This window comes from Amnibacterium flavum (assembly GCF_003097495.1).
Taxonomy (GTDB): Bacteria; Actinomycetota; Actinomycetes; order Actinomycetales; family Microbacteriaceae; genus Naasia; species Naasia flava.
Genome location: NZ_QEOP01000001.1, coordinates 1,141,688 through 1,155,903 on the forward strand (window position 1 = coordinate 1,141,688; position 14,216 = coordinate 1,155,903).

Genomic DNA, 14,216 nt, shown 5'->3' on the forward strand with positions numbered 1-14,216 from the left:
TCGTATTACTGGGTGAAGGTGAGGGTCAGCGACGGACGGTACGTCGCCGAGGCCTCCTTCGACCAGATGCGGATGTTATCGCCGCCGGTGCTCGTGATGGCGACCGACGCGGTGGTTCCCAGCAGACCCGCCAGCTGGGCGGGGTCCAGCTGCACGTTGTACGCCGTGTTGAGGGAGGTCGCACCGGTGATCGTCCCGACCGTCGCGCCGAGGCCCGTCGGACGGTTGTTCCACGTCGTGCTCGCCTCGGACCAGCTGCCGTTCAGCAGTCGGATGAGGTGACTGTCCGCGGACGCGGCGGTGCCGTCGTCGGAGGTGCGGACCGTCAGCGTGGCCCCGGTGAGGGTGGCGCCGGCGGGCAGCGACGGGAGAGCGAACTTCAGGTAGCTCTCGAGCGGGACCGTGCCGCGTGACGACAGCTGGTTGGTGCCGCCGTAGACGAACGCCGCGTTGTTCGAGGCGACCATCGTGTCCTCGATGGGGGCGACGGTCTGCGTGGTCGTCGACCCGCCGCCGCCGGCCACCGTGGCGCTCGCCGCAGCGGATGCCGCGCTCGCATTGCCGGCCGCGTCGACCGCGATCACCTTGTAGTAATAGGTACCCGCTGCGAGTCCCGTGTTGGCGAACGTCGTGCCGGTCACGGTACCGACCAGAGAGCCGGCCGAGGTCGTGAAGCCGGCGGACGTTCCCCGGTGCACCTGGTATCCGGTCACCCCGACGTTGTCCGTCGCCGCAGCCCAGCCCACATTCACCGTGCTGCCCGCTGCGCTCGCCGTGACCGATCCCGGCACCGACGGAGCGGTGCTGTCGGCGGCCTGGGCGACGGTCGCCGTGCCCGAGCCCGAGGCGCTGCTCGAGTTGTTCGCCCCGTCGAACGCGACCACCTTGTAGAACCAGGTGCCCGCGGCGACGCCGCTGTCGGTGTACGAGTTGGTCGTGACGGTTCCGATGAGGTTGCCGGCCGTCGGCGTGAAGCCGGTGGTGGTTCCCCGGTAGACCCGGTAGCCGGTGACTCCGACCGCGTCGGTCGACGCCGTCCACCCGAGCGCCACCGAGCTGCCGGTGACGGTCGCCGTGGGTGTGCCCGGCGTGGTCGGTGCGACGGTGTCGGGTGCGACGCTCCCGCCGCTGCCGACCGCGTAGTGGTTCGCGACCTGGGCTGCGCTGAGCTGCGTCGGGTACACGGCGGTCTCGTCGATGGAGCCGGCGAAGTACGGGCTCGTCGGCGCGACGGCCCAGAACGGGCGGCGCGAGTTGCCGACACCGTCGAAGCCGACATGCCAGACGCCGTTGAAGTCGCGACTGTTGCTGGTCACCTGAGCGTTCGACCCGGCGAGAGCGCCGTCGACGTACAACTGCATCCCACCCGCGCCGAGGGAGGCGACGACGTGGTGCCAGCGGTTGTCGTTGTAGGAGGCGCTCGTCTGCAGTGTCCGGGCCGACCCGCTGAAGACGCCGTAGTTCAGCCGGCCGTCGTCGCTCATGAAGACCTGGTGATCGAACGTGAAGCTCTGCATCAGGTTGCCGGTGTCGATGTACTGGCGCTGGTTGCCGTAGCTGATGAGCACACCACCTCGCGTGGTGCTGGTGCGGAACCAGGTCTCGGTCGTGTAGGTGCTGGGATCACGCGTGAACTGGTCCTCCCAGACGTAGCCGGTGCTGCCGTCGAAGGTGGCCGAGGTGCTGGAGTCGCCGGCGATGGCGCCGCTCTGGGAGCGGGTCACACCGCCGCCGTAGAGCCCGTTGATGCCGGTGGTCGTCGCACCCGACTTGTCCTGCAGCCAGGCGCCCGAAGCCTCGTCGTACCTCCAGTAGAGGCTCGGAGAGTTCGCGAGGACCGCCGAGGCGTAGGCGCTGCCGGTGGCGGACGCTGTGGCGGATACGGCGCCCGACAGGGCCGACACGTTGCCGGTCGCGTCGGTGGCCGTCACCCGATAGGAGTAGTTCGTCCCCGCTGTGACGGAGGAGTCGACGACGGTCACCTGGGGCCGCGTCCAGAAGACGGAGCTCGCGGTGCCGGTCCACATCGGAGTGGAGGAGCCGTTCCGGTAGACGCGGTAGGTGAGCAGGCTGTCGTCCGAGTCGACGACGGTGCGGAACCGGATCTGGATCTGACCGGCGACGAGCGCCTGCGCCGTCGCGCTCGGTGCGGCGGGTGCGTTCGAGTCGGTCGTGCCGAATCGGGTGATCGCCTGCTGGTTCGCGCCGTTCACCTTGGTGAACTCGCCGACGGCCCAGAACCAGCGGTTGCCTGAGCTGCCGGTGGCCACGTCGATTCCGCGCGGTCCGATGCCCTCACCGGTGCCCTCGTTGGTGTCGGGGAACCAGCCGTAGAACTTGTTGAAGTTCGCGGCGTCGGTGGGCTGGGCGGTGAAGTGCTGACGCTCGTCGCCCTGCCATCCGCCGATCGAGGAGCAGTCGTGTGCGTGGCTCGCGCCGTAGAGCACGTTGTTGTAGAGCAGGATGTCCTGCGTCGCGCCGTTGCAGGTGTCCTTCCAACGCAGGTTGAGGCTCGACCAGTCGAGGGCCGCACGGCCGTCCCATGAGCCGACGCCGGCACCTTCGCTTCCGATGTAGAAGCCGCTGGCGTCGGAGGTCACGGTCTTGATCGCGTCGTTGTTGTTGAAGAAACCCGACGGGTTGGCGACGCGGTCGTACTTCGGGTAGCTCTTCTTCAGGGCCCCGGTCGTCGGGTCGAGGACCGCCAGCGCGTGCGAGTCGGTCTCGTTGACGTAGTCAAACTCGCCGCCCATCACGAGGTTGCTGCCGTCGGGGGAGAGGGCGAAGCCGAGTGCCGCGGTGACCGGGAGGACGGTGATCCTGGGATTGTTCGGGTCGAGTACGTCGTCCGAGCGCAGAACCGGGTTGAACGGCGTCAGTGCGCCGGTCGAGGCGTTCACCGCGGCGACCCGATACCGGGTGCTGCCCGCGACGCTGCCGAATTCTCCACCGAAGTAGAGGGTGCCGTTCGGCGCCGGGAAGATGCTGCGCACCATGCCGCCGACGTTCGGGTTGAACGTGCTGACGAGGGTGCAGGTCACGGGGTTGATGGCGGCGAGGCGGTTGCGCGTGGTGCCGTTGATCGCCGTGAAGTTGCCGCCGATGTAGAGCACGTTGCCCGACGTCGCCGGGGTGATCGCGCGGATCGAGGCCGTCCCGCTCGACGCGGTGACCGTGAACTGGCAGCTCGTGGGGTTACCGGTGTCGGCGTTGAACAGGGCGAGAGCCGTCCGGTTCTGGGCTGTTCCACTGCCTCCGGCCGGCGGCGAGATCCGGGTGAAGCTGCCTCCCACGGCGACGACGCCTCCCGTGGACGCGACCGCGTAGGCCAGGTTGTTGGCCTGCCAGGTCGGTGATGCTTCTGCTGCGAACGGGATTCCCGCCGAGAGCGCCGACGCTGGCGCTGCGGCAGAGATGCCGACGAAAGTCGAGACGGCGACCGCGAAGATGGCGGTCATCGCAATGGGCTTGCGCATGGAAACCTTGTCCCTCGGGTATGCGAACGAAGGCAAGGGCACCTTTGTCCGCGGGAATGATGACGACGATCCGGGTGCGATGAGGACGCCGATTTCGGGTGGGCGGCCCGGTGCGCACGTCGGAGGACGACGAATGGGTGTCTGCAACATAGCGCACCCCAAGGTTGGGGCGTTGGCCCCAGAATGGGGGGCGCTCGAGGAGCGGTCGAACACCGTCGATCGCCGGCCGTCGGGGCGGCGGCGCGGCGGCATTGCACCCAATAGAGGGGTGAATTATCGGGACCGGGCCGCGCCGATACCGACGCTCCGGATAATCTCCGATCATGTCTACCGTCACGGATTCCCTGAGAGCGCTGGGTGCTGCCCAGAAGTCGAGCAAGGGCGTCTCGCTGTATTCGCGGTACATCAACCGTCCTTTCGGGCGGGTGCTCGCCGCGCTGGCGCATAGCGCGGGCCTCACGCCGAACGCGGTGACGGCCGTCTCCGCGATCGTGACCGCGGGCGGGATCGCGGTCCTCGCACTCGTCCCGCCGACCTGGTGGAGCGGAATCCTCGTCGCGGCACTGCTGGTCGTCGGCTTCGCGCTCGACTCCGCCGATGGTCAGGTGGCGCGCCTGCGCGGTGGGGGATCCGCCGCCGGCGAATGGCTCGACCACGTGGTCGACGCGGGGAAGATGGTCGCCCTGCACGCGGCCGTCCTCATCGGGTTCGCGCGGTTCACCGACCTCGATGCCGCAGCGCTCCTGGTACCCCTGGGCTACCAGTTCGTCGCGGTCGTCATGTTCGCCGGCGGAACTCTGGCCCTGGTCCTGAAGCACAAGGCACCGGCGGGTGCTCCCGCGGCCGCGCCGTCGACCGTGCGGGCCGTGGGACTGCTGCCCGCCGACTACGGCGTTCTCGCCTTCTCGTTCGTGTTCTGGGGGATCCCGGCGCTCTACTTCGTGCTCTACACGATCCTCTTCATCGTCAACGCGCTGATCGGCGCCGCTCTGCTCGTCAAGGCCTTCCGGGAGCTGAGCCGCCAGTAGGCGGATCGTCCTCGAGGTCGTCGCTCTCGAGTCCCTCGGAGCCGTCCGTGGGCTCCTGTTCGTCCGCTCCGGTCGGCGACTGCGCGAGCGCATCGATCTCGGCCGCGGCTTCCGCCTCGAGCCTGCTGTCGTCCTCCTCTTTCAGCAGACGGCGGTAGAGCCGCTCGCCCGGGATCGAGAAGACCAGAGGGGTGACGACCGCCGCGGCGAGGAAGCCCGCGATGAGGCTCGCATCGATGCCGCCGAGCAGATAGCCGAGCGCGAACGCGACGAGTGACGCCACGACGAGCACCGTGCGGCCCACCGTCGCGAGCTCGTGCCGGCCGAGCAGACGCATGAGAACCGCGTGCACGGTCGCCCCGCGAGAGCCGATCGTGTAGATGCCGACCAGGATCAGACCGGCGAGGAGGGGCGTGTTCGCGACGCCGTTCAGGTCGATCCTGCTCAGCCAGACCACGAGCGCGAGCACGAGCACGATGCCGATGGACAGGAAGCCGAGACGACGGCTGACCGCCTTGCCGCGCGATACCAGCGAGCCGACGCCGGCGTGCGTCGTGCGGGTTGCGCCGTCGGCGATGAGGCCCGTCGTGCTCGCCGTGAACACGAGATTCAGAGGACCGAGCAGCGTCTGCGCGAGCCGGATCCCCGCCAGCAGAGGCGTGCTTCCGAGCACCCCGAGGACGAGCAGTGGAACGGTCGAGGTGAACTGGCCGACGACGTACTCGGTGAGCTGGAGCGAGGCGGCTCGGCGATAGTCCGCGAAGCGCGCGAACACCGTGAGCACGGGCAGGCGCACCCTCAGGTAGAGGAAGGGAAGCGCGGTGCTCAGCCCGAGGAATACCTGATAGATCGCGGCATTCGGTGCTGCAATCAGTACGAGGGGCGAGAGGAGGACGAGTGCGAGTCTGATGCCGTCGGCGACGGCCGGCTCCCAGCGGCGATCGATTCCGATCGCCCGGAAGCGCAGCCAGTCGTGCAGGGTCGGGAACAGTGCGCTGACCCCGATGAGGACGAGGAGGAGCGGGTCGACGACACCGAATGCCGCGGCGGCCCCGGCGAGGGCGGCGGCGGCGCCGGCGCACGCGATGATCGCGTAGCGGAAGGGTACGAGCGCGGTCGGGTCCCTCCTCTGCTCGATGAGCGCGGGCTGGTACAGCGCGGCGCGGACGAGTCCGACGAGCGTGGTCGACGCGAGAGCGATCAGGGTGAAGAGGGCGAACTCTCCCGGATCGAGGTAGGCGGCCGCGAAGATCATCGAACCGGCACCCGCCGCGCTCGCGAACCCCTGCGAGACGAAGAGCGGCCGGGACATCGCGCGTCGGAAGAGCCTGCCGATCCTTCCGCGCATGATCCCCGAGTGTATTGCCCGCGCCGCATAGAATCGGTGTCGGAGAGGGGAGGTCCGGTTGAGGATCCTCTCCGTGGTGACCCTCGTCACGCCGACCGGGGACTTCGGCGGCCCCGTCCGCGTCGCCGTCAATCAGGCCGCGGCGTTGCGGGCGCAGGGCCACGAGGTCGTCGTCATCGCTGCGGCGCGCGGCTACGAGGGCGAGTTCCCGACTGATGTGGAAGGCGTGCCCGTCCGCCTCTTCCCCGCCCGGACGGCGCTTCCCGGAACCGGCTTCGCGGGGCTGCGGGCAGCGGGAATGCGACGCTGGATCCGCGAGCACCGGAACGATTTCGACGTCGCGCACATCCACATCGCACGAGATCTGGTGACGCTTCCGGCCGCCGACCTGGTAAGACGGCTCGGTCTGCCCTACGTGCTGCAACCGCACGGCATGATCGACCCGTCGAGCAACCCGCTCGCCGCCCCGCTCGATGCGGCCCTGACACGACGTGTGCTGCGCGACGCGGCCGCCGTCTTCTACCTCACGCCCGTCGAGAAGGAGGGGCTCGCCGCGGTCGGCGGCGGAGACCTCGACCTGATGTTCCTCGGCAACGGGGTGCCCGAGCAGCCTGCGGCGGGGACCGGACCCACCTCGGGCGAGCTCGAGGTCCTCTTCCTGGCCCGCATCGCTCCGCGCAAGCGACCGACCGCATTCGTCGATGCGGCGGCGGCCCTCGCGCCCGCCCACCCCGATGTGCGTTTCCGGCTGGTCGGCCCCGACGAGGGCGAGGGTGGTGCAGTCACCGCGGCGATCGCCGCTGCCGGTCTCGGCGACCGGCTCGAGTGGGAGGGGCCGATCGCTCCCGAACTCAGTGTCGGACGGCTTGCTCGGGCGTCGGTCTACGTGCTGCCCTCGGTCGACGAGCCGTTCCCGATGTCCGTGCTCGAGGCCATGTCGCTCGGCAAGCCCGTGGTCATCACCGACACCTGCGGACTCGCCCCGTTCGTCGCCGAGACCGGCAGCGGGATCGTGGTCGACGACAGCATCGAGCAGCTCACCGCCGCGATCGACGCCTTGATCTCGGATCCCACCATGACCCGTTCGATGGGAAACGCGGCGGCCGAGGCGACGCGGGAGCGGATGTCGATGGCTGCGGTGGCGCGATCCCTTGCGGAGACGTATTCGGCGGCGGGTTCGTCCCGCCGCTGACCTTCGCCCGCCTCGCCCGGATGAAGAGGAGGCTGGCCACCGCGACGGCGACGTAACCGGTCGCCTGCAGCAGCGAGCCGCGGAGCAGGATCGTCATGTAGACGGGGAAGATCGCCCCGACGACGGCCCAGAGGCCCGTCTGGGAGAAGGCGGGCAGCAGGCGTGAGTCCATCCGGCGGAGCGCGTACCCCACGATGAGGAATCCGATGATGAGTGCCGGGATGCCGCCGTTGATGAGGAACTCGGCCCAGAGCGGTGCCGACAGGTTCTCGAAGTTGTAGCCGCGGAACTGGGCCAGCACGACGCCCGTATCGTTCGGCTTGTCGGCCCAGATCGACCTGGGCAGCCAGAACAGCAGACTGCCGAGCAGCTGCCGGCCCGGTTCCATCAGTCCGCTGAGGATGAACGAGTACGAGTTGGCGATCTGCCAGAACGCGTCGTAGTCGCCGTTGCCGGCGTATTCGTCGAAGAAGCCCGCCCGGGTGAAGTTCCCCTCCGTGCTGCGCCGAAAGGCGTCCGCGATCGGGAACAGGAAGATCAGGCCGGCCAGTGCGGCGATCATCGTGATCCTGGTGCGGAAGCGGGTCGCGGTGGCGCCGGCGTAGACAGCGAGGGCGAAGAGCACCGTGGCGAAGTTGTATCGGGCCGTTCCGAGGGGGTTGACGACGACGAGCAGGACGCCTGCGGCCACGAGGATGACGGCGAGGAGGATGAAGCGGTGCTTGCGGGCGAGGGCCCGCACCTGCACGAGCCCGCCGACCGCGACGACGAGCGGATAGATCGCGAGCGAGTAGACGATGCCGCGGACGGAGGAGTCCGCCCAGCGCGCCTCGCGGGCCGCCCCCGCCGCTTCGCGGCTCTCGAGCAGCGGGCCGAGTCCGACCGAGACGATGAAGTAGGCGGAGAACAGAACGGCGAAGGTGACGAGCAGCCCGACACGAGCGGGGGACACTCCGACGGGCGCGAGCTCGGCCTCGGGGCCGCGACGGCGCTCGAGCGCGATCGCGACGACCCGTCCGATCTCGTAGCAGGCGATGCCCAGCGCGGCGAACAGGGCAACGGGCAGGTCGAATCCGGGATCGATGTCGGGAGTCGTGGTCGCGATCAGGTTGCTGCGGATCTGCACCGTCGGGGCGATCCCCATGAAGAGGTAGCAGAACATCCAGAAGAAGAAGTCGAACAGTCGTGGGCGGCCGTCGGCGATCAGGGCGGACAGCCGGAGACCCGACCAGATGGCGATGACCAGGGTGATCGGCCATGCCGCGCTGCGACCCGTGTCCGGAACCTCGGCGACGAGCGCGAGGGGCACCACGCCGGACAGGATGACCGCGACGATCGCGAGCCGCAGCCCGAAGAGCAGCGACTCGTGCCCGTTGCCGGCGCCGTCGGCCGCGAGACCGGTCGAGGTCGGCGCGGCGTCGTCGGCGTTCGCGACCGCGTCGACGGGTGAGGTCACGGCAGCGCCGCCGCCACCCGCGACGCAACATCGGCGGCGCCGCCGGCGTCGAGCGCGGGCGGAACGGCGGAATCGGGCGCCAGGACGACCGGCGGGGCGCTGAGGCTGACGTAGGAGAGGCCCAGATCAGCGGTGACCTGGCGGATGACGCCGTCGAGATAGGTCGCCCCGGTCTGGTCGGCCGCGTCGGGGAGCGGACCGGCGGCGAGGATCGTGGCGTCGGGCAGACCGACCCTGAGGCCCGCGAGCGTGGAGCGGACGATGCTGAGGATGGTCGACTGGTCGACCCCGGCGACGCTCGCGCCACCGGCGACCACCACGTAGTCCGGGTCGAGGGCGATCGCCTCGGTGACGAGGTCCGCATACGTCCTGCAGGCGTCGCCCGAGCATCCGGCCGCGGGCAGATAGCTCGAGTCGCTCGTCAGCAGCGCGACGACCTCGAAGCCGCGTGCGTTGGCGAGCTGGCCCGGCCAGCCGCCGGGGTCGGAGGTCGGGGACTGGCCGATGACGACCACCCGCGGGGCGGCGTCGTCCGGGCGAGCGGACGGTGTCGGCTCGATGGGCGCGCCCGCGACGGGGGCGAGCGAGAGGGCGACGAGCACGACGGCCACGGCGGCGATGGCGACGAGGGCGAGCCAACGCGCCCAGACCCACCCCACCCCGTTCACCCCGTCATGATGGCACACGTCCCCCTTTTTGGGCGGGCCCCGAGCGGGGCGCCGCCGCCTGCGACCGACAGGGGGTGCGATAACCTCCAGTAGCGGCATGATGCGGCGATTTGTCCGTTCGAGGGGACGTCTGGTGGACCAACGCGGTTTCTGGGGGGTGGTTCGCGCCCACTGGCTCGCCATCGTCGCGTGCGGCCTCCTGGGCGTCATCGGAGGCTCCTCCCTCGCGCTGGTCTCGACTCCCGAGTACTCGGCCGAGACCGAGCTGTTCGTGACCGCCGAAGCGAGCGACAGCACCAGCGACCTCGCTCAGGGCAGCAACTTCTCGCAGCAGCAGGCCCGCAACTACAGCGTCGTCGCCACTCGCGAGGCGGTACTCGCCCCCGTGATCGTGGCGCTCGGACTCGACATGACGACGAGTCAGCTCGCCCGCCAGGTGTCGGCCTCCGTTCCGCTCAACACCTCTCTCATCTCGATCTCCGTCACCGACGAATCGCCGGCCCGGGCGGCGGCCATCGCCAACGCGGTCGCGCGCAGCCTCAACGACACCGTGCTCGAACTCGTCCCCAAGCGGAGCGACGGAACCTCGCCGATCCGCATGGAGGCGATCCAGTCGGCCACCGCCCCCGATGAGCCGTCGGCGCCCAACGTCAACCTGCTGCTCGCGCTGGGTCTGCTGCTGGGGCTGGCCGTCGGCATCGCGGGATCCGTCCTCCTCGAACTCGTCAGCGGCAAGGTCCGGACGGTCGAGCAGGTCAAGCAGTTCGCAGGACTCACGATCGTCGGCACCGTCGTCCAGGACAGGAACGCGGCGACCATGCCGGTGCTCACTCCCGCCGAGTCGCTGTCGACCCGCGCTGAGGAGTTCCGGCAGATCCGCACAAACCTCCGCTACCTGCAGGCGGGGGAGGGGCACAAGGTCTTCGTCGTCACCTCCTCCATCCCCGGTGAGGGCAAGAGCACCACGGCGGCCAACATGGCCGCGACGCTCGCCTCCAACGGCACGAAGGTCTGTCTCGTCGAGGCGGATCTCCGCAAGCCCTCGCTCGCCCGCTACCTCGACCTCGAGGGAGCCGTCGGGCTCACCACCGTGCTCGCGCACGATGCGCGGCTCGACGAAGCACTCCAGAGCTGGGGTCCCGACGACATGCAGGTGCTGCTGTCGGGCCAGGTCCCGCCGAACCCCAGCGAGCTCCTCGGGTCGAAAGAGGCACTCAACCTGATCAACACGCTGCGCAAACGCTTCGATGTCGTGATCCTCGACTGCCCGCCCCTGGTCCCGGTGACCGATGCGGCGATCCTCGGCCGCGCATTCGGCGGCGTCCTCCTCGTCGTGGGCGCGGGGCGCGTGCAGACGAAGGAGCTGCGCAAATCTCTCGACACTCTCGCCGCCTCCGGTTCGCCCGTGCTCGGCGCGATCGTGAACCGGGCGTCCGTCAGTTCGATGGGGCGGTACAGCCAGGCCTACCGTATCGACGAGGCGCCGAAGAAGCGGTCGCGGATGCTGCGCCGCGAGCCGGCGACTCAGGAGTGAGCGGCCTGACCGGAGACGTGCCCGGTCGGGTCCTGATCGTCTGCACCGGGAACATCTGCCGTTCGCCCTACATCGAGCGGGCCCTGCGGCAGCGCTTCGCGTCTCTCGGCTCGGATGTCGTCGTCGAGTCGGCGGGCACGGGAGCGCTGGTCGGGCATCCCATCGCCGAGCCGATGGCACGGTTGATGGAGTCGGCGGGCATCGACGCCGCGGACGGCGCCGGCCGTCGACTCACCCGCGATATGGTCACCGATGCCGATCTGATCCTCACCGCGGAGCGCGAGCACCGCAGCGCCGTCGTCTCGCTGCTGCCGGGAGCCCTCCGACGCACGTTCAGCGTCCGCCAGTTCGCGCGTCTGCTCGGGCAGTTGGAGCCCGGCGCGGAGCAGCTGACGCTCCCCGACCTCGTCGCGGTCGCGGCAGCGTCACGAGGGGCGACGCCGTCACAGGGAGCCGACGACGACGTTCCCGACCCGTGGCAGAGGCCCGATGCCGAGTACCAGCGCGTGATCGACCTGCTCGAGGCCCCTCTCGAGGTCATCGCGACGCGCGTCGGAGCGACCCGAGCGCGTCCCACCGACGACGCCTAGCGTCGCCACCCGCCCGCTCGCTGAGCTCGTCGAAGCGCTGGGAGGTCTTGAAGCTGGAGCCGCTCATTTCGACGGGCTCAATGGGCGGCTCGCTCGCTGAGCTCGTCGAAGCGCAGGGACTGGCCACCCGCCCGCTCGCTGAGCTCGTCGAAGCGCAGGGAGGTCACGAAGCTGGAGCCGCTCATTTCGACGGGCTCAATGGGCGGCTCGCCCGCTGAGCTCGTCGAAGCGCAGGAAGGTTCAGGCGGCGGGCTGCTGCTGGTCGGCCGCAACGGGACGGACCGCGAACGCGGGCTCGTCGTCCCCGCAGTCGAAGGCGGAGATCGCGAGATCGCCCACCGTGTACTCGGCACCCGACTCGAGCGTGACCCGCAGTCCGGCGATGGGCAGCGGAGCGCACCCGCCCAGATCGTTGCCCTGGTAGGTGACGAGGGAGAAGCCCTGCGATCCGGGATTCACCTCGACCGCCGACGCGGCACCGGGATCCGAACCGTCATCCGTGACCGCGGCACTCGGGAGACCGATGTCCGACCCGTCAGCGGCGAGGGCCTGCACCGACGGAGCGCCGGACAGCGTGCAGTAGCTGGAGGCCTCGTTCGTGAAGGCGAGGTGGAAGAAGAAGAGCTCCTCGTCCGGCAGGACCGACACGGAGAGCGCGTCGGCGTCGCAGGGCTGCGCCGGTTCCGGAGTGGATTCGGCCTGCTCGGTCGGCGTCGCCGAGGCGTCGGGCGTGGGCGAGGACGTGCATCCGCTCAGCGCCGCGAGGGCGGCGATGGTCGTGCCGACGGCGAGCAGAAGAGGCCTGTGCGTCATGCGAGAACCGTATGTCGGGCGGATTTCCGGGGCCAGCCCCGCTTCGAGGGGCGCATCAGTCCAACGACCCCCAACCCCGATCCGGGGCGAATCCTGTCCGCCTTAAGGAGGACCCGCAAGGCCGGATCGGCCGCGCGCCGCCTCCAGTTCGGGGGCGATCGGTTGTGTCTCGGGAGATCGTCGGTTCTACTGAAGTAACGGCGACGAAGGCTCCTCATCAGGGGAGTGGGTTCCGGGGGGTTCCCTCGCCGAGGCTGCAACGTCTGCGGCCGATCTGCTGGGGGGCGAACGTCGCTCCCTGCATCAACGGGGGGTATTCGTCGTGATTTCGACGCTGGAAGTTTCGGTGAGCAGGAAGAAGCTCACAATCCTGGCAACTCTGGGGGCCGCAGCCATCGCTGTCGCCTCCGTCCTGGCGGCGGCGCCGGTGTTCGCCGCCTCGGAGACCGACGTCGCCGCGTACGCGTCGGTCACGGGATCGGGCACCGACTGCATCGAGTCGAACCCGTGTCTGCTGCCCACCGCGCTGGAGAAGGCGGCGAAGGGTGGAACGGTCTCGCTCGCCGCAGGTGACTACGGCGACCAGGCACTCAAGACCCGCGGCGCGAACCGCGGACAGGTCACCGTCGCCCCCGCAGAGGGCGCGAACGTCACCTTCAACCGTCTCGACACCTACATCCCGAACGTCACGTGGCGGAACGTCACCGTGAAGAAGGTGCTGTACGTCTACCCCGCGGCGAGCTACACCCGCATCGACGGCGTTCACGTTGACGGTGCCGGCACCTTCATCCGCTCGAACAACGTGAGCGTGCTCAACTCGACCTTCGAGAACGGCTCCTCGATCGACGGAATCCAGGTCAAGGACTCCCGCGACGTCTACATCGCCGGCAACACGATCAGGAACTTCGACCAGCTCGGTTCGTCCGGCCTGCACGCGGACTGCATCCAGGTCTTCGACAGCGCGAACGTGACGATCAAGTCGAACACGATCTACAACTGCCACAACACGGGCATCATCGTCTCCGGTGGAGCCAACAAGGGCGTCTCGAATCTCGTGATCGAGTCGAACTTCATCCAGGGCTGCATCGTGAAGACCCAGGCATGCTACGGCGGAACGATCATCGACTCGCGCTTCGCCGGCACCAACGGCGTGGTGATCCGCAACAACACGCTGCTCAACGGCTCGGTCCGCCTCGCCGCGGTCCCCGGTGCCGTCTACGACCGCAACGTCATCGACTACCTCTCCGACTGCAACGCACCGATCACCAACTCGGTCGTCCAGCGCTGGAACTTCGGCGCCTGCAAGTCGCCGGCGGGTCTCGTCAGCGGCGGCAACCGTCAGGGCAACGTCGAGGTCGTCAATGCCGCGAGCGGTGACCTGCACGCCGTGTACGCCGACGACGTGACCATCGCACCCGTCGGGGGTGCCGGAGCCGCCTCGAGCGACTTCGACGGTGAGGCGATCGGTGCGGATGTCGCCGGCGCCGACGTCACCACCGCGCGACGCCCCGTCGTCGAGGCACCGGCACCGGCTCCCGTCGAGTCCGCGCCCGTCACGGCACCCGCACCCGCAGCTCCGGCTGCACCCGCCGCTCCCGCGCCCAGCGTGGGCGCCAGCGGGGGAAGCACCCGCGACTCCGCAGCTCCGTCGGTCACGATCGTGTCGCCGACCTCGGGAAGCGTCGTCTCGGGCACCGCGACACTCGTCGCGTCGGCATCGGATGACGTCGCGGTCGCGGCCGTCGGGTTCTTCTTCAAGGGGACGCTGCTCGGCCAGGCCATCAAGGCCGCGGACGGCACGTACACGCTGACAGTCCCGCTGAACAAGATCCCGGCAGGCACCTACGGGATCACCGCGAAGGCGGCTGACACCGCAGGCAACATCGGGACGAGCCCGGAGGTGTCGCTCACCGCGACCCGCTGACAGACCGTCCACGTCAACGGAAGGGACCCGGCTTCGGCCGGGTCCCTTCCGTCGTTCGCGGCGCCGACCCCGAGCCCCGCGCAGGACGGGGCCGCCGCGCCGTGCCACCCGGTCCGAAACACGCGTCTGCTATGAATAGGGGGTCCGCACAATGTTGTGACTCTGCCTCTCATCGAAGGTTTCATCC

At 69.4% G+C, this 14,216-nt stretch carries 9 protein-coding genes; 5 read left to right on the plus strand and 4 right to left on the minus strand.

Annotation, left to right across the window (positions count from 1 at the left end; translation table 11 throughout):
* Positions 1-5 precede the first annotated feature (5 nt).
* On the minus strand, positions 6-3,476 hold the full coding sequence (locus DDQ50_RS05340; protein WP_133245912.1) for a CBM96 family carbohydrate-binding protein: 3,471 nt from the start codon (positions 3,474-3,476) through the stop codon (positions 6-8).
* Between the two features lie 323 nt (positions 3,477-3,799).
* On the opposite strand from DDQ50_RS05340, the gene DDQ50_RS05345 reads away from it, so the two are divergent.
* The gene (locus tag DDQ50_RS05345; protein WP_116755627.1) at positions 3,800-4,504 is read left to right on the plus strand and encodes a CDP-alcohol phosphatidyltransferase family protein; all 705 of its coding nucleotides are present in this window, start codon (positions 3,800-3,802) and stop codon (positions 4,502-4,504) included.
* Here DDQ50_RS05345 and DDQ50_RS05350 read toward each other — a convergent pair.
* Positions 4,473-5,852, minus strand: coding sequence for an MATE family efflux transporter (locus DDQ50_RS05350; protein ID WP_133245913.1), 1,380 nt, complete (start codon positions 5,850-5,852; stop codon positions 4,473-4,475). The genes DDQ50_RS05345 and DDQ50_RS05350 overlap by 32 nt on opposite strands.
* A 73-nt stretch (positions 5,853-5,925) precedes the next feature.
* Between DDQ50_RS05350 and DDQ50_RS05355 the strand changes: the two genes are divergently transcribed.
* Positions 5,926-7,044, plus strand: a complete 1,119-nt coding sequence (locus tag DDQ50_RS05355) for a glycosyltransferase (RefSeq protein WP_205663574.1) — start codon at positions 5,926-5,928, stop codon at positions 7,042-7,044.
* Positions 7,045-8,496: 1,452 nt separating this feature from the next.
* Here the strand turns inward: DDQ50_RS05355 and DDQ50_RS05360 are convergent.
* Positions 8,497-9,168, minus strand: a complete 672-nt coding sequence (locus DDQ50_RS05360) for an SGNH/GDSL hydrolase family protein (RefSeq protein ID WP_133245914.1) — start codon at positions 9,166-9,168, stop codon at positions 8,497-8,499.
* Positions 9,169-9,301: 133 nt separating this feature from the next.
* Between DDQ50_RS05360 and DDQ50_RS05365 the strand changes: the two genes are divergently transcribed.
* On the plus strand, positions 9,302-10,702 hold the full coding sequence (locus tag DDQ50_RS05365; RefSeq protein WP_165829704.1) for a tyrosine-protein kinase domain-containing protein: 1,401 nt from the start codon (positions 9,302-9,304) through the stop codon (positions 10,700-10,702).
* Positions 10,699-11,292, plus strand: coding sequence for an arsenate reductase/protein-tyrosine-phosphatase family protein (locus DDQ50_RS05370; RefSeq protein WP_165829705.1), 594 nt, complete (start codon positions 10,699-10,701; stop codon positions 11,290-11,292). Before DDQ50_RS05365 ends, DDQ50_RS05370 begins: the two co-directional genes overlap by 4 nt.
* 240 nt (positions 11,293-11,532) lie before the next feature.
* Here DDQ50_RS05370 and DDQ50_RS05375 read toward each other — a convergent pair whose 3' ends face one another.
* Positions 11,533-12,105, minus strand: coding sequence for a DUF4232 domain-containing protein (locus DDQ50_RS05375; RefSeq protein WP_116755633.1), 573 nt, complete (start codon positions 12,103-12,105; stop codon positions 11,533-11,535).
* A gap of 346 nt (positions 12,106-12,451) precedes the next feature.
* Here DDQ50_RS05375 and DDQ50_RS05380 point away from each other — a divergent pair, with 346 nt between their 5' ends.
* Positions 12,452-14,029 carry an Ig-like domain-containing protein gene (locus DDQ50_RS05380; RefSeq protein ID WP_133245915.1) on the plus strand — a complete coding sequence of 526 codons (1,578 nt, stop codon included), beginning with the start codon at positions 12,452-12,454 and terminating at the stop codon, positions 14,027-14,029.
* Positions 14,030-14,216: the final 187 nt, after the last annotated feature.

Coding starts and splice junctions, on each gene's coding strand:
- DDQ50_RS05340 (WP_133245912.1), bottom strand. CDS start 3,476: ATGCGCAAGCCCATTGCGATGACCGCCATCTTCGCGGTCGCCGTCTCG.
- DDQ50_RS05345 (WP_116755627.1), top strand. CDS start 3,800: ATGTCTACCGTCACGGATTCCCTGAGAGCGCTGGGTGCTGCCCAGAAG.
- DDQ50_RS05350 (WP_133245913.1), bottom strand. CDS start 5,852: ATGCGCGGAAGGATCGGCAGGCTCTTCCGACGCGCGATGTCCCGGCCG.
- DDQ50_RS05375 (WP_116755633.1), bottom strand. CDS start 12,105: ATGACGCACAGGCCTCTTCTGCTCGCCGTCGGCACGACCATCGCCGCC.